At 43.8% G+C, this 18,710-nt stretch carries 20 protein-coding genes and 1 pseudogene; 17 read left to right on the top strand and 4 right to left on the bottom strand.

Features of this window, described 5'->3' with window-relative positions; all coding sequences use genetic code 11:
• Nucleotides 1–48 precede the first annotated feature (48 nt).
• The 3 genes from BUA17_RS19705 to BUA17_RS19695 all read left to right on the top strand — a co-directional run bounded on the left by BUA17_RS19705 (nucleotide 49) and on the right by BUA17_RS19695 (nucleotide 1,509).
• Nucleotides 49–477, top strand: a complete 429-nt coding sequence (locus BUA17_RS19705) for a GNAT family N-acetyltransferase (RefSeq protein ID WP_072734706.1) — start codon at nucleotides 49–51, stop codon at nucleotides 475–477.
• A 65-nt stretch (nucleotides 478–542) separates the two neighbouring features.
• Nucleotides 543–953, top strand: coding sequence for a DUF6157 family protein (locus BUA17_RS19700; protein WP_072734705.1), 411 nt, complete (start codon nucleotides 543–545; stop codon nucleotides 951–953).
• A gap of 94 nt (nucleotides 954–1,047) precedes the next feature.
• Nucleotides 1,048–1,509 (top strand): DUF6896 domain-containing protein, encoded by a 462-nt coding sequence (locus BUA17_RS19695; RefSeq protein ID WP_072734704.1) that lies wholly within the window; start codon nucleotides 1,048–1,050, stop codon nucleotides 1,507–1,509.
• Nucleotides 1,510–1,591: 82 nt separating this feature from the next.
• Here BUA17_RS19695 and BUA17_RS19690 read toward each other — a convergent pair whose 3' ends face one another.
• Nucleotides 1,592–2,494 (bottom strand): ArsR/SmtB family transcription factor, encoded by a 903-nt coding sequence (locus BUA17_RS19690; protein WP_072734703.1) that lies wholly within the window; start codon nucleotides 2,492–2,494, stop codon nucleotides 1,592–1,594.
• 177 nt (nucleotides 2,495–2,671) lie between these two features.
• Here BUA17_RS19690 and BUA17_RS19685 point away from each other — a divergent pair, with 177 nt between their 5' ends.
• From BUA17_RS19685 to BUA17_RS19625, 12 genes are all read left to right on the top strand, one after another.
• Nucleotides 2,672–4,162: a glycoside hydrolase family 43 protein gene (locus BUA17_RS19685; RefSeq protein ID WP_072734702.1), complete on the top strand. Its 1,491-nt coding sequence runs from the start codon at nucleotides 2,672–2,674 to the stop codon at nucleotides 4,160–4,162.
• Nucleotides 4,163–4,359: 197 nt separating this feature from the next.
• Nucleotides 4,360–5,235 (top strand): GNAT family N-acetyltransferase, encoded by an 876-nt coding sequence (locus BUA17_RS19680; RefSeq protein ID WP_072734701.1) that lies wholly within the window; start codon nucleotides 4,360–4,362, stop codon nucleotides 5,233–5,235.
• Nucleotides 5,236–5,272: 37 nt separating this feature from the next.
• Nucleotides 5,273–5,818, top strand: coding sequence for a GrpB family protein (locus BUA17_RS19675; protein ID WP_072734700.1), 546 nt, complete (start codon nucleotides 5,273–5,275; stop codon nucleotides 5,816–5,818).
• 41 nt (nucleotides 5,819–5,859) lie between these two features.
• Complete coding sequence (locus BUA17_RS19670; protein ID WP_072734699.1) at nucleotides 5,860–6,288, top strand: hypothetical protein; 429 nt, start codon at nucleotides 5,860–5,862, stop codon at nucleotides 6,286–6,288.
• Between the two features lie 40 nt (nucleotides 6,289–6,328).
• Nucleotides 6,329–6,856, top strand: coding sequence for a cysteine hydrolase family protein (locus tag BUA17_RS19665; protein WP_072734698.1), 528 nt, complete (start codon nucleotides 6,329–6,331; stop codon nucleotides 6,854–6,856).
• Nucleotides 6,857–7,482: 626 nt separating this feature from the next.
• Nucleotides 7,483–7,950: a hypothetical protein gene (locus BUA17_RS19655; protein WP_072734696.1), complete on the top strand. Its 468-nt coding sequence runs from the start codon at nucleotides 7,483–7,485 to the stop codon at nucleotides 7,948–7,950.
• A 291-nt stretch (nucleotides 7,951–8,241) separates the two neighbouring features.
• Nucleotides 8,242–8,625, top strand: a complete 384-nt coding sequence (locus BUA17_RS19650) for a nuclear transport factor 2 family protein (RefSeq protein ID WP_072734809.1) — start codon at nucleotides 8,242–8,244, stop codon at nucleotides 8,623–8,625.
• Nucleotides 8,626–9,080: 455 nt separating this feature from the next.
• Nucleotides 9,081–9,563: a DinB family protein gene (locus tag BUA17_RS19645; protein WP_072734695.1), complete on the top strand. Its 483-nt coding sequence runs from the start codon at nucleotides 9,081–9,083 to the stop codon at nucleotides 9,561–9,563.
• A gap of 18 nt (nucleotides 9,564–9,581) precedes the next feature.
• Nucleotides 9,582–10,010, top strand: coding sequence for a GNAT family N-acetyltransferase (locus tag BUA17_RS19640; RefSeq protein WP_072734694.1), 429 nt, complete (start codon nucleotides 9,582–9,584; stop codon nucleotides 10,008–10,010).
• A gap of 58 nt (nucleotides 10,011–10,068) precedes the next feature.
• A complete protein-coding gene (locus BUA17_RS19635) occupies nucleotides 10,069–10,932 on the top strand; it encodes a phosphotransferase family protein (RefSeq protein WP_072734693.1) in 864 nt (287 codons plus the stop codon).
• Nucleotides 10,933–10,982: 50 nt separating this feature from the next.
• Nucleotides 10,983–11,336, top strand: a complete 354-nt coding sequence (locus tag BUA17_RS19630; RefSeq protein WP_072734692.1) for a hypothetical protein — start codon at nucleotides 10,983–10,985, stop codon at nucleotides 11,334–11,336.
• A gap of 555 nt (nucleotides 11,337–11,891) precedes the next feature.
• Complete coding sequence (locus BUA17_RS19625) at nucleotides 11,892–12,443, top strand: hypothetical protein (protein WP_072734691.1); 552 nt, start codon at nucleotides 11,892–11,894, stop codon at nucleotides 12,441–12,443.
• 122 nt (nucleotides 12,444–12,565) lie between these two features.
• Here BUA17_RS19625 and BUA17_RS19620 read toward each other — a convergent pair whose 3' ends face one another.
• Both BUA17_RS19620 and BUA17_RS19615 read right to left on the bottom strand, forming a co-directional pair.
• The gene (locus tag BUA17_RS19620) at nucleotides 12,566–13,633 is read right to left on the bottom strand and encodes an ABC transporter substrate-binding protein (protein ID WP_072734690.1); all 1,068 of its coding nucleotides are present in this window, start codon (nucleotides 13,631–13,633) and stop codon (nucleotides 12,566–12,568) included.
• 87 nt (nucleotides 13,634–13,720) lie between these two features.
• Nucleotides 13,721–15,289: a helix-turn-helix domain-containing protein gene (locus tag BUA17_RS19615; protein WP_072734689.1), complete on the bottom strand. Its 1,569-nt coding sequence runs from the start codon at nucleotides 15,287–15,289 to the stop codon at nucleotides 13,721–13,723.
• A 376-nt stretch (nucleotides 15,290–15,665) separates the two neighbouring features.
• Here BUA17_RS19615 and BUA17_RS19610 point away from each other — a divergent pair, with 376 nt between their 5' ends.
• Nucleotides 15,666–16,835, top strand: coding sequence for an MFS transporter (locus BUA17_RS19610; protein ID WP_072734808.1), 1,170 nt, complete (start codon nucleotides 15,666–15,668; stop codon nucleotides 16,833–16,835).
• Nucleotides 16,836–16,847: 12 nt separating this feature from the next.
• Here BUA17_RS19610 and BUA17_RS19605 read toward each other — a convergent pair.
• A pseudogene (locus tag BUA17_RS19605) lies at nucleotides 16,848–17,290 on the bottom strand (Lrp/AsnC family transcriptional regulator).
• 185 nt (nucleotides 17,291–17,475) lie between these two features.
• Between BUA17_RS19605 and BUA17_RS19600 the strand changes: the two are divergent.
• Nucleotides 17,476–18,636 (top strand): serine hydrolase domain-containing protein, encoded by a 1,161-nt coding sequence (locus BUA17_RS19600; RefSeq protein WP_244552191.1) that lies wholly within the window; start codon nucleotides 17,476–17,478, stop codon nucleotides 18,634–18,636.
• Nucleotides 18,637–18,710: the final 74 nt, after the last annotated feature.

Here is an 18,710-nt window from a genome sequence, read left to right as displayed (position 1 = left end):
GACGTAGTTATCATTTAATTTACTATTTAAGTTGAGGAGTGGAACCTGATGATCAGAGAGGCCCAAGCAAGGGATGTCGAGGTTATTGAAAGGTTGTACAAAGAATTATTACCGAACAACCTGAATACGAAGGTACTGGCAGAGCGGATAGAAGAAGTAAGGGATAATCCCAACAGTTTCTTATTTGTTTACGAAGTCGGTGATCAGGTTATTGGGACTGCGCATTTACATATTTGTCTGGATGCTTTGGTGGAAAATAGACCGTTTGGCGTGGTTGAGCGGGTTATCATTACGGAACATGTGCAGAGCAAGGGATATGGATCTGAACTTATGAAGTATATAGAGGATGTTTGCATACAGAAAAATTGTATAAAAGTGTTTCTCACCAGCGGTTCATCCAGGTACGAAGCACACGGCTTCTACACGAAGTTAGGGTACGATGGGGAATCCAGCAAGGCTTTTAAGAAATATTTATAAAACAGCTCAAGCTTGATCGTATATTCGTATCCTTTAATTTTCTGAATTGATGGGAGGATATATAGATGAAAGACATGAACTACTATGAAACTTTTATTGCAGTAGCAGAAGATTGCCCTGTTAAAGTGGCAGAGATCCCCAAAGCCAAAAACGGCGGCAAAACCGTTCCAGTTATACAATATGAAATGATAGCAAACCACCCTTATCAATATACGCAAGAGGACGTCATGTTTGAAGTGTTCGCGCAGCGCAATGATATACCCGACGAACAAAGATCCATAGAGAGAGCCAAGTTTTTCTCTAAGGGACAACCCTGTCTTCGTACTTCTTCGTTGGGTAAGCGTTACGGTTGGGGCATTCATCATAATTCACAAGGGAAAGTGGCGATCTACGCCGTTGAATCCGAAGCATATAAAGAGTTCTTAAACGACAGCAGTTTAAAACTTGTAAAGGCGATGCGTTCGAGCCGTCAATAGCTCTATCCGTTGGAAAAAAGTACAAAGGAATAAATACAAACTAGGACTATATTGAAGGGATTTCAAGACGTCCGCTACAAGCTGGAGGTAAGAGATGCACGCTTTAACCAAAGAAACAACAGATACATTATTGGAAGCGATGGACATGTTCAAAAGAATTGCACAAGAACTGATCGACAAATTGATTTCGGAAACCAGCCAGGCTGAAAAGGAAGAGATCATTAATGGAGCGTACTACTTACTTTCCAATGAAGAAGTATTAAACAGTGAAGATTATTTGAGTGGAAAATGGCATTTCGATGTTCATGGAGAGCATTGCATGTTCGAGAATGCAGAAACAGGGCAAACGTTGGAGGTTTCCCTCGACAGTAAAGATGATGTGGGGAACATGGACCCTTATTTTTTTTATAACTTTTTGAAATCTACTGCAAATTATGAACACCTGATTGTGTATTTCGAAAATCCCTTTGGGGATATGTTGGATTTTTTCGAAAGATTGGCAGCCCAGAACGTGTTGATTCATGTTCATAGTGTTGAATATAGAAGGCTTTTTTAACTGCGTACAGCAGTATCCCGTTCATTCAAAGGAATACGTTTGAAGAGAAGAACGGGATTATTCGTTACTACATAAAGAAAGATTAGCGTTGTACGCGTATGACAATATCCTGGTCATGATTGCCGAACCCGGAACCATAAAGTGTTAATCCCCCGACGTTAGCCCCCTCCTCGTCAACTGTGAAACGAAGCGTCCAGAATGGCTGCTCCAGTTTGATATCCTCGATCGCCACGTCCGACATCCGCTCTCCATCCATATACGTACCCGAGTCATCAACACGAATCGTCTTTAATAATCCATATTGATTCACATTGCGATGCCACCATGTTGGTGTATATTTGCCTCGGGCAGCTCTTCCGAAGTCAGCGGGGCTTGTCCACGTTCCAAGCGAAATGCCGTTAAACGTAAATCGGATATCCGATGGCCAATGATCTCTTAAACCCGGGGCTTCAGAAGCCAGTTCCACTGAAATCTCAATGGCGTTAGCAGTCTCGTCAGGAAGCATATAGTTAGGTGTTTTGTATTCGACATAACCTCTTCCAAACCAAAGGATGGCTGCGTGAACCCGCTCAGGATCAAGAAAGTAGCGTGGGTCGTCCCAAACACCGATTTCTTTCTCATGCGTCCCAAGACCGCAGGTAGGATAGACTTCAAATGCAGTATAGTGACCCACTGAAATTGTCTGTTCTCTAATTCTTGCTGTCCGGCTGGCGGATGGTAGTTCGATCTCGATGTTATTTTGTTTGAGGAAACATAATTTGTGCGTGCCTCCATTCAGGCGTATCCGGCGGCTATCGATCAGTCCGGCTTGCTCAAGCTTTCGTATGTGCATGGTGACGATAGAGGGGCTAAGTTCTAATGCAGCCGCAATATCCTTCACATTCATTTCGCTATCTGCAATCAAATCCATGATCCTCCATCTAACCTCGCTTGCCAGCGCTTCGTATAATGGTATGAATTTTGGATCTCCGTTCGCTTTGATCATCTTTAACAATCTCCTAACCAGATCTATTGAAATCATATATATATTAATTTAATGAATTTAACTGGACTCTTCAACTCTAATGCATTGAAAGTATGTTTGCGATAGTGTTTAATTTTTTTATCTACTTATGAAGTTGGATTCTTAAATATATGAATTATAGAAAAAGAGGTGGCTCAAATGAAATACAATAATCCGGTTATTAAAGGATTCTATCCTGATCCGAGCATCTGCAAGGTGGATGACACTTATTATCTGGTGTGCAGTTCTTTTCAGTATTTTCCGGGTGTCCCGCTTTTTGAAAGCAAAGATTTATTGAATTGGACCCAAATCGGTCATTGTTTAACTCGAAAAAGCCAGATTCGTCTGGAGACGGTGGGCAGCTCTGGAGGTGTCTTCGCCCCTACAATTCGATACAACAATGGGCGATTCTTTATGACCACGACGAACGACACGACGCGTCAGAATTTCTATATATGGACTGACGATATATACGGGGAGTGGTCAGAACCGATTATTGTGGATCAAGGGGGAATCGATCCGGATTTGTATTTTGAAGATGGTAAGGCCTTCTTTATGAGCAACGGGACCGATGATGAAGGGATTGGGGGAATCATTCAGTGTGAAATTGACATTGAAACAGGTCGCAAAAAGACTCCAAGCCGTTCAATATGGCAAGGATCAGGCGGACGTTATCTGGAAAGCCCACATTTGTATAAAATCAATGGATACTATTACCTCATGGCATCTGAAGGCGGAACCGAATACGGTCATATGGTCACGTATGCGCGGGGAGATTCTCCTTCGGGTCCTTTCGAGCCCTATGCCAAGAATCCTGTTCTGACCAACCGTAATCTGGGCGGTTACGAACTACAAGGGGTTGGCCATGGTGACCTGATCCAGGACCAGGAAGGGAATTGGTGGATCTTCCATTTGGGATTCCGTCAGAGTGGGCAGTGGCTTACCTATCATCATCTGGGCCGAGAAGTATTCCTTACGCCAGTTAACTTTGATGAGGAAGGCTGGTTTACGGCAGGGCATGAAGGTACGACGCTTATGAGTTTTGACACTGATCGTATTTCCGACATAGTCATTCAACAAGAGAAGAAAAGCTATACGTTCGAGAACACGGATTGGAATCTGGACTGGTGTTATCTTCGTCATCCCAATACAGAAAATTACTTGTTAGAGCAAGGCAACTTAAAGTTAAAAGGAACCGAAGTGACACTGGATGTTCCAGCATCCCCGACATTCATTGGCCTACGCCAAAAAGACTTTGATGCGACCATCTCTGTTGACGTTAGTCTTACGAATGGCGAGGCAGGCATCACCATCTATATGGATGAACAGCACCATTATGACTTGGCCATTCGCAAAGAGCAGAGCGGGTATAAGGTGATTGAGCGTCTGAATATTGGGGATATCAAATCAGTCGAAAATGAAGTTGAACTGGGAAGTGATCATCATGCCACATTGGTTATACAGGCAAGCCATGAACGCTACAGCTTCCTAATTCATGCAGATGGCAAGGACATCCTCTTAGGTACAGCACAGACGAAATACCTTTCTTCAGAAGTTGCCGGGGGATTTACAGGGGTGCTCATTGGTCTATACGCGAGCGGAGAAGGTTCTGTAGCTGAGTTTTCTAAATTTAAGTGTGATTATATCTGAAAAGGTAAGGGGAGGGACTTTTGTTCCTTCTCTTTTTTTGTCAATTCTCGTGATTTCTCAAACAAAAGTGTAGTAGCACTTGTTTATGTATTATATAGCCGTAGCAAAGAATGAGTTGTATGCTGAGAATCAAATATAGATTACAACATATTTGGATAACCACCGAGAAGTAAGTTGTAGTAGAGAGGGAGAAGGCAATGAGTGATAAGACTTCATATTCGTTAGTAGCAGCGAATCAAACTAGCTATGCCAAGTATTTTGCGACGTATAGAAAGAATATCTGGTTTAGACCGAGCTGGGCATCTCTTCAAGAAATGATGCTAGACGCAAGTGATTGTTATTGGATCTATCAAAACAATCAACGAGTGGGCGGGATTTCTTTGACAAGTAATGAACTTGGATCTTTCTTTATGATCCCTCCATCCACGTTGACTGTAGATATGGTTCATTTCTTAAAGGATTATGCCATTCAAAATTCAGGGGGGCAGTCAAAGGTAGATGCTTACAATGTTCTGGCTGAACATATTGATGTGTTGAAGTCGGCTGGTTTCGAAGTTTTAAACACAAGGAAATGTATGATTAGACCTACAGAGAAGATTGAAAATGACCTCCATACTGATTGTATTTGTATTAAACCCCAACTGGAACATTTGCCAAGCATTGTTCAAGTCATGAACGAATCATATCGTGGAGGAATGGATGAGGGAAATCTGGATACATATCGGGATGACGTGAGTTATTATTTTGAACATAACCGTCAGGATGAGCTGTTGAATGCATCATCGGTTTTAGTAGATAAAAAGACGAACGAGGTCGTTGGATTTTGTTTGATTTCGATGTGGGAGAATATGCCTCTTGTGTATGATATAGCAGTTAAGCCCGGCTATAGTAATCAGGGTTTGGGAAGATATATGTTATACAAGGCGATTTCTCATCTGGAAGGCTTCTCTCCAACCATTCGTTTGTTCGTTACTATAGGAAATAAGGCTGACTACTTATATACCAAATTAGGTTTTCTTTCGGGAGAGGAAGCATCTCACTTGGTTTATAGAGATCGTGCAGAGAAAAGATGATAGAAACTATACTTAGTGAAATTGAAGGGAGGACTACATGGAAGATCAATGGAGAATTGCAACGTATGATGCTACCTGGAGGCAAATGTTTCTCGAAACCGGGATGAGATTAAGAGAGGCGTTGGGTGAAAAGGCTGTGCGGATTGACCATGTCGGATCAACTTCCATCGTCGGAATGGACGCCAAACCGATCATAGATATACAAATTTCCGTATCCAATTACGAAGAATTACCTAACTACAAACAGGAAATCGAAGCGGCCGGCTTCGTATTTAGAGAAGAAAATCCCGATAAAACCAAGCGATATTTTCGTGAAGTGCCCGGAAGCAGGAGAACACATGTACATGTAAGACAAGCAGGGAGTTTCTCTGAGCAGATGAACTTACTTTTTAGAGATTATTTGAGGGAACATCCAGAGGATCGATTGAAGTATGCAGAAGAGAAGCATCGGCTTATGGCATTATACAAGGACCAGCGTCCAAAATACGTGGAAGGCAAAGGACCGATGGTGTGGAGCATATTAGAGAAAGCTCATCTATGGTCCCAAGAAATCGGGTGGCAGCCGGGAGAATCTGACGCATAGGAACATTCATTGTATATGGATAACCTTATGGGAGTGGTGATATGAACATTGGAAGAAAGCTCCTGACGACCGTTCTAACCATCATTAGTTTTACTTTAATTGCAAGTATCATATCCATGAATGAATCTTACAGCTTTGATTTCTATATTCTTGTTTATCTTGTATATGCGACTCCCCTGATCACATTGATCGGGCTACCGTTATCTTTATTGCTGGACTATCTGTTGAGCAGAATTCAGTTCGTTAATCATGCCTTGTATCTAAGTCTGAGAGTACTGGGTTACGCATGTGCTGGAGTCTTAGGTATGTATATCTATTATTTACTCATGGGCGCGGGAGAAGAAATTTTAAATTTTAAAGAGTCGATAGTTTTGACTTTATTTGGCGTTCTAGCTGCTATACTATTTGTGTTGATCGATGTGGGATTGGAAGGTTTGTTAACGGTGCGAAAACGGAAGAAGGAGTCATAACAATTGCTGATTTAATATTATTTTTCAGGAGGAATATAAGATGCCAACCCACTGTGCACTTCTTGTTATCGATGTTCAGGTAGCCATGTTCGATGAATCAGATCCCGTATATCAGGGGGATATATTGCTTCAGAAAATTCAACACGTCATTTTCAAGGCTCGGGAAAAAGGTCACTCCGTTATCTACATTCAGCACAGTGAAGGAGCAGGCAGTCCCCTTGAGCGTGGAACGGCAGGTTGGGCGATTCATCCGTCCATTGCGCCGATCACTGGTGACCTTATTATTGAAAAGCTTACACCGGATTCGTTTCACGAAACAGATCTGAACATGAAATTACAAGAAAACGAAGTGAAGGATCTTATTCTGACTGGCATGCAGACGGAAATATGCGTGGATACGACTTGTCGCAGAGCAAGTAGCCTTGGCTATGCACTAACCTTGGTTCGTGATGCTCACAGCACATGGAATTCCAACATTCTTCAAGCTGAGCAAATTATAGAACATCACAATTCGGTTCTGAGTATGTTTGCGAATGTGGTGGATACCGAAAATGTAATGAATGGATGAGATGAATTGACGTTTAATAAAAGAATATTTAATCTTTCGGCTTGGCTTGCTGTATTAGGTTTGATCTTTATTCCAGGAACAGCCTACACGGAGGGGACTTTACGAACAGAGTATGGTTTTCCATTGCGGTTCTTTACTGATTATCATTATAAGAAACCTGATGATACGATCTGGTTCCTTTCCAATGTTTATGTGAATGCTCTTCTTTATCTGTTTAATGTCCTGTTTATATACGCTGGAATTCATATTTTACTCTATGTAAAGAAGAGAATGACGAAGCCAAAAGAGTAGGGAGCTGCGACGATCGCGGCTCTTTTGTTTTTTCCATATCATGGGTTATGATAGAAGGCTTATGATAATTGAGGTATACAGCCAGCTAGCGGAATGAAAGTAGGGATCGTTGCAGAAATGCTGACGATCCTTTTTGTATACCTTTGCGGACGGTAGAGAACAGGGGAATTATATTAGACTAATAATATCCCATTAAGCTTCATGTCCACGTTTTGAGCTGGCCGCCCATAAAATTTTGAAATTGTAATTATTTTCTTATTGTATATACATGTAACTTATGGTAAATTTGCGAAGCTATTTTTATGTATATTTTTAAATAAGAGGGATTTTTAATTATGAAGAAAAGCACTTTGTTCGTAGGTTTGTCGGCATTATCCTTGGTAGCAGCTGTCACGCTTGCATCTGCAGCACCAACAAATAATGTAGGGGACTCATCAGCAACTACTGCATCTGCACAAGGCGAAGGAATCATTACCCCAATGGCAGTTGATAATGAGATTGTGAATTCACAGATTTCCGGAAGTAGCTACACGAAGAGTTTTAATATCCAAGCAAATTATGGATGGGTCAAAGTTTGGGTTCAAAATACATCTAAGGAAACCCTAACTGTCCGAGTTACTCAAAGTACTCTGTCTGGTACTCAAAAAATGTTATTCTCTGTAGCTCCTGGTGCAACTTGGTCTGAATATGGAACAAAACCATGGGCAACAGGTACCCACTGGGTTAGCATCAGCACTAAAAACAGTGGCAACATGTCAGGATTGCTTTCTGTTAAACTTGCAAATACGAAGGAAGAGCTTTAATACGAAATAAAATAGAAATCTTAGGCTGCAAACTGAATTCGGTATTTACCGGCGTCAGATGTTGTTTTCAACTAGCAGGCTGTCAAAAAAGGATCGTTGCAGATATGCTGACGATCCTTTTTTTGTATACCTTTAGGGACGATAGAGAAATGTAAAATTATATTAGAGTGATGATGCCTCTTTAAGTTATGGGGCAGGATAGTTGAAATATATGGTAATATTACATTGAGAATAAATTGCCTGGGTAAACAAGGGTATCATCTCTTTTATGTAAAGGAGAGGAGTATGGTTATGGTTAGTAAAGAAATAAGGGGCATAATTGAAAATTATCTTGAAGCATACAATTCATTTGAAATTGAAAGAATGGTCGAACTCTTACATAATGACATAATATTCAGTAATATTTCCAATGGAGATACTACAACGGAGACCAGAGGAATACAAGCATTTAGGGAGTTGGCAGAACAGTCGTCAACGATGTTCTCTAGCCGTCGCCAGACAATTACCGATTACAGTGTTATAAATGACAAAGTAGAGGTAGGAATCGATTATGAAGGTATTCTTGCCGTGGATTTTCCTAATGGATTAAAGAGTGGGGATAAGCTGCAATTAAAAGGAAAGACAACATTCGAGATTAAGGAAGGAAAAATTTCTTTGATTGAAGATTACAGTTGAATACACTACACGTTTTTTTAAGCTAACGGGTAACGTCAGTTCAAATGAGTATGGAGCAGCCGGCAGATAAGTAAGCGTAATGATTTACCCGTTTAGGAACCCCGATCAGCGCTGTGATTACGTAATGGATGCATAAGTTTCTAAAAGTTTTTGGAAGCATGACATTGGATTTTGGAAAACACCTTGAACATTCGGACAAAACTTTTGCCAATATGGAACTGATCAAAATACTTAAAAAGCATGATATATAAATTGAACTAAACATTTACACGAGAACGTAGAGGGCAGAAATAACCTGAAGAAGCGGAGCGTTCGCCTTTATCCCCGGATTTTCCCCTTTGAAAAAGGGATTCCAAAAAATCTGGGGATAACAGCGATCGGAAGGTTGTTCTGTCATCGGAGTGGCAAGTGTAAATATTTTTTAGTTCAATTATATAGAAAAGGAGAATAGCTAAATGGAATCTTTCTTTCGTTATAACTGGATCGTGCGTGAGCAATGGTTTCAGTGGTGTGAGGATGTACCGCTGGAAGAGCTGCTTCGACCTCGGACGGGGGGAGTAGGCAATATTTTGCAAACGTTTTTTCATATCATCGATGTAGAGTGGAGCTGGCTCCAAGTATTGCAGGGCAAACCGGATGGTATGGAGAATTTTGATAATTATAAAACACTGGAAGCCGTACGACAATTCGACCGCAAGCTGCGACCTGATGTGGAGGCATTTGTTCTATCCTGGGACCCCAGCATGGAAAAGAGACCTTGCATTGATCCCGAATTGGATAGCACCGTCGACAAGGAATCGTGGGGAGAAGTGATGCGACACGTGATTGCTCATGAGATTCACCATATGGGGCAGTTATCGGTATGGTCCAGAGAACTGGACAAGAAGCCTGTGTCTGCCAATTTCATTGGTAAAGGACTTATTACACCTGATAACTAGATTAGAAAAGGAGACACTATGATTCATTGCAGAGAAGCTAGAATTGGGGATGGCGAGGGGATTAGCCAATTATCCCATCAACTGGGTTACACCAGTACAACAGAACAGATCATCAAAAGGTTGAATCGACTAGGCTCAATGACTGATCATTATGTTTGCGTAGCTGAGATCGATTCCCTTGTTGTGGGTTGGGGGCACGTACAGGGAAGATATTCTATCGAAAGTGTACCTTTTGCTGAAATTGGTGGCTTGGTTGTCGATGAGCATCATAGAGGTGCGGGAATTGGTAAAAAGATCATGAGCGAATGTGAGAAGTGGGCACGGATGAACGGGTTTAACAAGATTCGCGTGCGATCAAACGGTAAAAGGGAAGCTGCGCATCGGTTCTATATTGCCATCGGATATAATGAGAAGAAGTGGCAGAAGGTTTTTGATAAATCATTATAAAGATCTATGGAGTATCGAATGCCGTTATTTCTAATTTCACAGAGAAGGGTTGGGCAAAATGAGGTTAACTCTGGAAAGTATCCGTTGGATGGAGTTGAGCGAAGAAACTCGCTGTCTGCTTGGGAAACCATACAAGATGCTTCCCCTGTCACCAGGGCTGGAAGCAGACGTTGTGAAGATAGAATGCGGTGATCACTCTTATGTGTTAAAGATATGGAACAAGGACTCCAAACCCAATATTCGCAACCAATATGAACTATTATCTGAACTATATGAGAGTGGAATACAAGTCTCCCAACCGTATGGTTGGGGCATGGATGTGGATTCTAATCAAGTCCTGTTAACGAGTTATGACGGGGAGCCTATAGCCAAGTTAAGCAAAACCAAGCTGGAGCAATTGGCTCAAAAGTTAATTCAAGTCCATGGTTATGATGTAAAGGATACAGGTAACGCGGCTGCAAATTACATACCACAATATGATTTCGTTGGATATTTTTTTCCCTCCATTGAACTGCATGAGGATATGCATCAGATTCTGACGACCCTTCTTCAACGGACTGAGTTGAGGCAAGATCATTTGATCCATGGTGATTATAACCTGGGAAATGTTCTGGAGGCAGGTGATCAATATGCGATCATCGATTGGACAAATGGTCAGCGTGGTGATCCCAGATACGATATGGCGTGGTCCATTTTTTTGATGACGATCTATACGGGGGAACGAAACGGTAAAATGTACAGTGCTCTATTCAAGAGTCTGACGGAATACACACCAGACGATGCGGAGATTTTTGAAGCGATGGCTTGTTTGCGCTGGATTCTATTAAAGCGAGTGTCTAATGTTCCTCTGGGGCCGGGTGTGATGCAGCGGATTAAAAAGATTATTGGCAATAATTCATATTTAAATGATGAACTGCTGTAGTAGTGTCCTAAACTATCCTTCACTGCATACCTATGGTATAGAGGAGCGTGATGGGTATGGAACAGAAGGTGCAAACCTATTTTGAACTGAAACAGCAGCAAAAAGAAATTGAAAAACGTCTATCTGTGTTACGAGATGAGATTGTCGGGTATTGTGAGGAGCAGGGTGTCTATGAGACGCAAGTTGGCGGATACGCTGTGAAAACGGTGCTTCAGCACCGCAAGGAATATGATGATCAGAAGCTGTATGCTTCCCTTCCCGATCCGGACATCTGGCGACTTCTGTCCAAGGTGGACAGTCATAAGCTGAAAAGCCTGATCAAACTGAACATACTGACTGAGGAGCAGATTAGTCCAGCTTGTACGGTGAAGCCGGTAACATTATTACAGGTGGACAAGTTGTAACCCTTCACACGCCATTACAGATTAACCATTCTATGATCGTCATCACAAAGCACCTTCCACGGCATATTGCTCTGCTGTCATCATCGACGGAATACGGAGGTGTTTTTGTTTTTTTGCGTGGAAGCAAAAACTGGCCTTTGTATATTCGATCAGCAGCTCAGCCAAAGAAGCCGTTCTGGAGTAACATTAAGAGAGCAAATATGGGCTCCTTGTCATTCGCTCATATTTGCAAATGCTCCCCGAGGAGCTGATTAAACCGGTCACGAGGTGGCTGGTTTTTTTGTTGTATGCAAAAGTTGTGTGCCAATTTCAGCCGTGCGTCTTAAGGCATCTGTAAGCATAGGCCTGATTCAGTGCCGTAATGAAAGTAAGTGAATTGCTTTAAACCGTTATGCGAGTAGTTTATATGTTATAATTTGTAATTAATTCATATGCCATCTTTGATAGGGGGGGAATGAAGACTTTCCCATCCCTGTCCATATTCAATGGAATGAAGATCAGGAAGAGACAGTATATCTTCAAAAGTTGTAGACCGATGAGTTGAGGAGATGGACTATGAGGAAAAAAATCATTTCGATTGTGCTTGCCATCTGGGTATTGATGATTGTGATCAGTGTGGTTCTTCTGTTACTGCCCAGAACGATTCATCTTGATGGTGTGGGTGTAAAGTATCGGCTGGGGGGAGAAGACAACAAGGAACCAGAGCAAACGGTTCATGTCAACATGGATGGCAAGCGTTATCTAACGACCTCGGGTGATTACATATTCAAAGGAACCATTGATATTGAAGGCGAGCCTTTCCCTGTGCCCGAAGATCAAAAAATGCTCAAAATTCGTTTTCATAAAGGATACGGATCGATGGAATACATCATTTTTGAAAATGGGAAAACGGATATCTTCTTATACGGAACACTATTTGTTGATCGTGCATTCAGCAAACTGACCATCGCCATTTCGGAGGAGGATTCAAGCGGAGAGCAGAACAGTAAAAGCTGGAGCTCCGAAGATGGGCTCATGCTCTCAATGCCCGCAACGAATCGTTCCGAAGCTATTCAGCTCTCTAATGAACTGATGGAAACTTATCTCGGGGGCTATACATTAAAATGAGAAACAAAATCATAAACATAAACATAAACAGGCATGCATTTACGTTGAGGGCCTTCCCCCTTCATGTAAACGACATGCCTGTTTTTTTTTATTTATGCTGCAAATCTCTAGTCATCTTGCGTTCAGTTTCCAAGCAAAGCTTGTTCTACTTCATCCAGAACCTGACCATAGGCAATCGGTCCAAATCCAGCTACCCAGACCGTGTTGTCCACCATGTAGACCTGGTCGTTTTTCACAGCTTTCAGGCCTTTCCAGACTGCATTGTCACGCAGCTTAGTGAGTGCTTGTTCGTTATCTGCTTCAATACCGGAGATGATCATGAAAATACGATCCGGATTCAATTCAGGCAACAATTCGAGCGACACATTCTCAATAACTTCATTCATGACGATGCCTGCTTTGGCAAGATCAGGTGCATGGAGTCCGGCTATATCGTACAGCAGGTTCGGAGAATAGAAGGCGTCAGGTGATTTGTCACTTGGAGCAAATACCTGAATCTGCTTATCGGTCAAACGAAAAATCAGAATGGTATCATCCGCGGCATCGCTGGCAGCAACCTTGGTGCCCAGATCCTTCGCCTTTTGATACAACTGATCCACGATTTCGTCTGCCTCTTTTTCTTTGCCCAATACTTTGGCTGTATCCTTGAACCATTCAAGCGAATTGCTGAAGTAGCTGCTCATATATACCGGTCCAATTGCGCTGATCGCGTCGTATTCATCAACAAGTACTTCATTGGACAGAATGAGATCCGGCTCTGTGTCCAGAAGTGCTTCCTTGTTGAATTCATTGACGGAACCGAGCGGTACGACGCCTTCGAGCTTGTCCTTCAGATAGGCAGGCATCTCCTGGCCGACTTGGGTCACCATGGCGTATGGTTTCATGCCCAATGCCACGAGGTGATCGGCATACGCATAGGTCAAGCCAGCGATACGCTTGGGTTCGGCAGGAATATCAACAGGACCCTTAATACCCTCAACGGTGCGTGTCTCTGTACTGATTGCCTCGCTATCCGACGATGAGGTGCCGTTGGTGCTCTCTGTTGACTCACTGGTTGTGGAAGTAGATTCACCCGTAGAAGCTTGTTCAGCCTTGGAGCACCCGGCAACCAGAATAAGCAGCAGCATTAGCATGATGCTTGCCTTCAAATTGGTTTTGAATCCACGTTTGTTTCTTCTATCTGTATTCATATGTGCATGTTCCCCTTTACTGATTATCATTCTCAATTACTAGTATAGGAGAGAAGATTCAGTGCGTCGAGGCACAAAAGGAACCATTCACATGCACGATAGTGACCGAAGGCGCTCGGGAATTTCACGTAATAACAGATCATGCGAGAAGGCATTATAGCTACCGAGTACATAATTCATCTGATCCAAATAAACCCGCCCCCGCTTCACCGCTTCCCGCGCTTTCCACCAGGGTGAGTTCAACCATCTCTGCTGCTCGGCATCACTGACCGAAGGGTGGAACACTAGCATGATGTAATCGGCGTCCAGATCGTCCATTTTCCAATCCTCAGCAATATAGTGGCTTTGCTGTTCATGGATCAGGGAAGGGGTGGACAATTGCAGATCCTGATACAGGACCGCACCCATATGGCGGTAGCCGGCAACAAAACAATCCTGACTTCGAACGAGTAACGACACGATTGAAGCAGAGCCAATCTGCTGACGAAGATGGGTTGCAGCCTGATGGGATTTCTCATCATATTCATCCAGCCAGCTGCAAGCTTGTTGATTTCGTCCGGTAGCCTCAGCAATTTCGAGGAACTGACTGCGCCAGTCCTGGGATTGAAAAGCAATCGTCTGTGTAGGTGCAATCTGGTGCAACTGCTGAACATGTGCCTCGTCTGCATATTCACTGGTCAGAATCAGATCCGGTTCAGCCCGGAGCAATGTAGTTGAATCGGGCGCATCCCCTTCATAGGCATTCATGAAAAGCGTATGATCCAGCAAAGAGGTTTCGGCTTTGAAAGAAGGACCCGTTGCGGCGCAAGGCTCCAGTCCCAGTGCTAGCAGATGACCTGTATATTGATTATTCATGGCGGCCACCCTGATCTGGCGTGGATTTGAATGGATATAGACGGTGGGCGAGAGGCCCACGGTTTTTTTGAATATACGACTGAAGTATAAAGGGTTGTTATAACCCACTTGAGCGGCTACATCCTGTATGGAGCTTTGTTGCCTGGTGAGCAGCCGTTTGGCATGATGCATTCGAATGTCGGTTAGATATTCTTGCGGACTTTTGCCCACGTTTTTCTTGAAAAAACGGGAGTAGTACCCCTCGGAGAAACCTGCCCGTTCGGCAAGCTGTTGGCGTGTAATCGGCGTCTGATAGTTCTGCTCCATGTAACGCAGCGCATCCAGTACAAGACTGGCCGAGTCATAATCGGAGGTGGCTTCAAGCCGTTCTCCTACATCTGCGACCCATTGCAGAAATTTTCCTTGGATACGAATCTGCTGCCAATGATTATGCTTCTGCCAGAGTATATGCAGTTCTTTGATTAACTCGCGTTCATGGGATTGCAGAATACCCACACGGTTATGCTCAAAAAGGGGAGGGAGAATAAGAGCCTCTTCGGAATCCTCTCTATTCGAGACTTGCCCCTCTATCTCCAACGCGATGATGCGTAATGGATCTGCGGAAGTCTGTCTAATCTGCAGCTGCTTGCCATCCTGGAGAAAAATAAAATACCCTGCCTTAAGATCGCGATGCTGACGATTCACGGTCAGACAGATCTCTCCATCCTCCAGCAGCAATAACAGTTGTCCTTCTGTATGTGTGAACGGGTTGCCGTTAGAGGGCAGCCTGGTGTGGTGCTCAATGGATGTAAGATTGTACATTGGCATATCCCTCTCTATGAAGCCGATTTGAGTATGTGTTAAAAGGCATTAAAGTCAAAGCCTATGTATTATCTTATCATTCTAGCGAGTAACAGAAATGCTATCAATCATCTTCGTCATCTTCGATGTTCCCTTCGTTGTTCTCCCATCCTCTTTAATGATCCAGTACGCGATGATAATTGCTTTAATAGCGTTTACATTGAAATTCGAAGTGAAACACCGAAATTAAATGGATTATCCTTATAAAACGCTCGATCTGCCGTTGATTATGTATGCCAAATGTGGGTTCGATTTTATAAGCTTATTCTGTAGGCCAGAGGCTTCTGGATTATACAAAAATAAAGGATAAAGGAGAGTTTTTGTGAACGCGAACACAATGGCAAAAGAACGCCTACCCTGGTCAGCTTTGCTCGCTTTGGCCATGGCTGGATTTATATGCATTCTTACAGAAAGCCTGCCGGCGGGGCTGCTGCCTCAAATAGCGCAAGATCTGAATATCAAAGAGAGTCTTGCTGGACAGCTCGTCACTTTGTATGCGTTGGGATCTCTTCTGGCGGCAATTCCGCTGACGACAGCAACTCGTGGATGGAAACGCAGGCCGCTGCTGCTATTATGCATCTTCGGTTTTCTGATTTTTAACACGATTACGGCCGTATCCTCGGTATATGGTTTGACCCTTGCTGCACGCTTCATGGCGGGTGTATCTGCTGGAGTGTTGTGGGGGATGACTGCAGGTTACGCACGCCGGATGGTTTCAGACTCGCTAAAGGGAAAAGCGATGGCTGTCGCCATGGTGGGAACACCGCTCGCCCTTGCATTGGGCGTTCCCTTGGGAACCTTTTTGGGCAATTACGCAGGATGGCGTCTTATTTTTGGAACAGTCTCATTATTGACGCTAGTACTTGTATTGTGGGTGCTCTGGAAAGTACCTGACTATGAGGGGGAGCCTGCACGTCAGCAGCTTGCGCTTCATCGGATCTTTGTTATACCGGGGGTTCGCCCCATATTGTTTGTTGTTCTGACCTGGGTACTGGCCCATAACATTCTGTACACGTATATCTCACCTTATCTGGGCGAGACGATGCTGTCCGAACGGGTGGACCTCGTTCTGATGATCTTTGGAGTGACTTCGGTAATCGGTATATGGATTATTGGGATGTTGATTGACCGTTACATGAGATTATTGATTCTGGTTAGCCTTGTTCTATTTGCGCTGGCCTCGCTGGCGATGGGGATCTTTATCCATCAACCGATGATGATTATTCTGGGAGTAGTAGCCTGGGGGCTCACATTTGGAGGATCGGCTACGTTATTACAGACTGCAATTGCGCAGGCGGGAGGCAAAAGTGCCGATGTTGCCCAATCCATGCTGGTGACAGCATGGAACCTGGGGATCGGAGGGGGAGGGATCGTCGGAGCCATCCTGCTGGAGCAGACAGGCGCTCGTTTCCTGCCCATTTCCCTGATCCTGTTGATCGTTATGGCCTTACTCGTCGCCTGGTCCGCCAGTAAACATAGTTTCCCAAGGCAGGTTAAGGACCGATGATCGATTAAACATTTACACCGGATTCGTTACTTCGATAAGATTTTTGGTTGCAATAGGTGAGGACATCGCGATGAGGGTGGTGTAGGTACCGTATTGATCGCATCGGTCTCCAAATGCTTCAAGACCAGCAATCGAATCTGTCATGATCTTCAACAGGTAATTATGCTCTCCGCTCACGCGATGACATTCGATCACTTCGGGTGACGAACGGCAGAAATCAAGAAAGGCATGACAATCCCGTGTGCGAAAAAGAAGATAGGAAGTACTCGACACCTCCCTATTTTCTGCGGGGAAATGATAGTACGGTACTCTTCGATTACACCGCTTTCTTCTAGACGCTTCACGCGTTCCGTTACGGCGGGTTGAGATAAACCGACCAGCTTGCCCAATTCCGTCATGGATAGCCTTGCCTGGTTTTGCAAATGAAAGAGGATATTAGTATCGATTTGGTCCATAAGATGGCCTCCTTTTAAATTATAGGAAATATTTTGTGAATGCCTTTATATTCATTGTAGATTAAAGCAGATAACTTGGTTGTCTTATGTAATATGAATGAGATCATTTATATAATAAGCACACTTACTTTAAATAATCAAGCACGTGGCACATGGAGGGGAAGAGAGAAATGGGAGACAAAGATATGAAGTTTAATTCTGCATTTGTAGAAGAAGTGATTCACCGTACGTTGGCAGAAAAAAGAATTGTGGGTTCCGTTGTTCAGATTGCGTGGAAAGGGGAGCTGGTCTACAACAGCGCGGATGGCCTCGCCGATCGGGAACAGAACAGACGCATGCAAGAAAATGCGCTGTTCAGGTATGCTTCTGTAACCAAACCGATTGTATCCACCGCCGCCATGGTATTGATATCCCAAGGTAAATTAAAGCTGGATGACCCGGTTATGAAATGGCTGCCTGAATTCCGTCCCAAACAGCCAAATGGGGAAGTGGCCTCCATGACGGTTCATCATCTGATGACACATACGGCGGGTTTAACGTATCGTTTTTTTCAGGAAAACGGAGGAACGTACGAACTTGCCGGAGTATCAGATGGAATGGATATCGCTGGCATTACGCTGGAAGAGAATTTGCAGAGGATTGCTTCTGCTCCACTGCTGTATGAGCCCGGGAAGATGTGGAGATATTCGATTGCAACTGATGTACTCGGTGCAGTTATTGAGAAAGTGACCGGGCTGACACTGCGAGAGGCAGTACAACTGCTCGTAACTCATCCGCTGGGCATGAAGGATACGGATTTTGTCACAGTGGACTCGGAGAGAATGACGGCTGCCTATGCGGACAGTTCCGACATTTCTGGGCAACCTCGTCGCTTGCGTGATGAGGACCAGGTTCCTTTTATTGAAGGAACGGCAGGCTTCCAACTTGCACCCGAAAGATACCTTGATCCATCGGCCTATCTCTCGGGTGGTGCGGGCATGATAGGAAGTGCAGGAGACTTTCTTATATTGCTTGAAACGCTGCGTCAAGGTGGAGGTTCGCTTCTTCCTAAAGCGCTGGTCGCCGAAATGACGAGCAATCAGATTGGCGATCTGGAGATGCCTTATTGGCCAGGCAGAGGATTTGGGCTGGGATTCACGGTGCTGAAAGATCCGGTTGAGGCGGGTACTTTGGAATCTACTGGAACGTGGCGCATGGGTGGAACCTATGGTCACTCGTGGTTTGTTGATCCAACAGAAGAACTGAGCGTTGTCGCATTTACGAATACGGCTCTGGAGGGCATGTCAGGCAGATTCACAACGGAACTTTGCGAGGCGGTCTATGAGGGGATTGAGCGAAAGAGATAAGTTGTATTATGGATTTATATGGAAAATTATGATAAGGTAGAGCAGCAGATTACAGTGAAATCTAAATTTGATTC

The sequence above is a fragment of the Paenibacillus sp. ov031 genome, from assembly GCF_900143165.1.
In the GTDB taxonomy this organism is placed as follows: Bacteria; Bacillota; Bacilli; order Paenibacillales; family Paenibacillaceae; genus Paenibacillus; species Paenibacillus marchantiae.
Note: the sequence above shows the minus strand (reverse complement) of the source record. Positions and strands in the feature narration are given on the sequence as shown.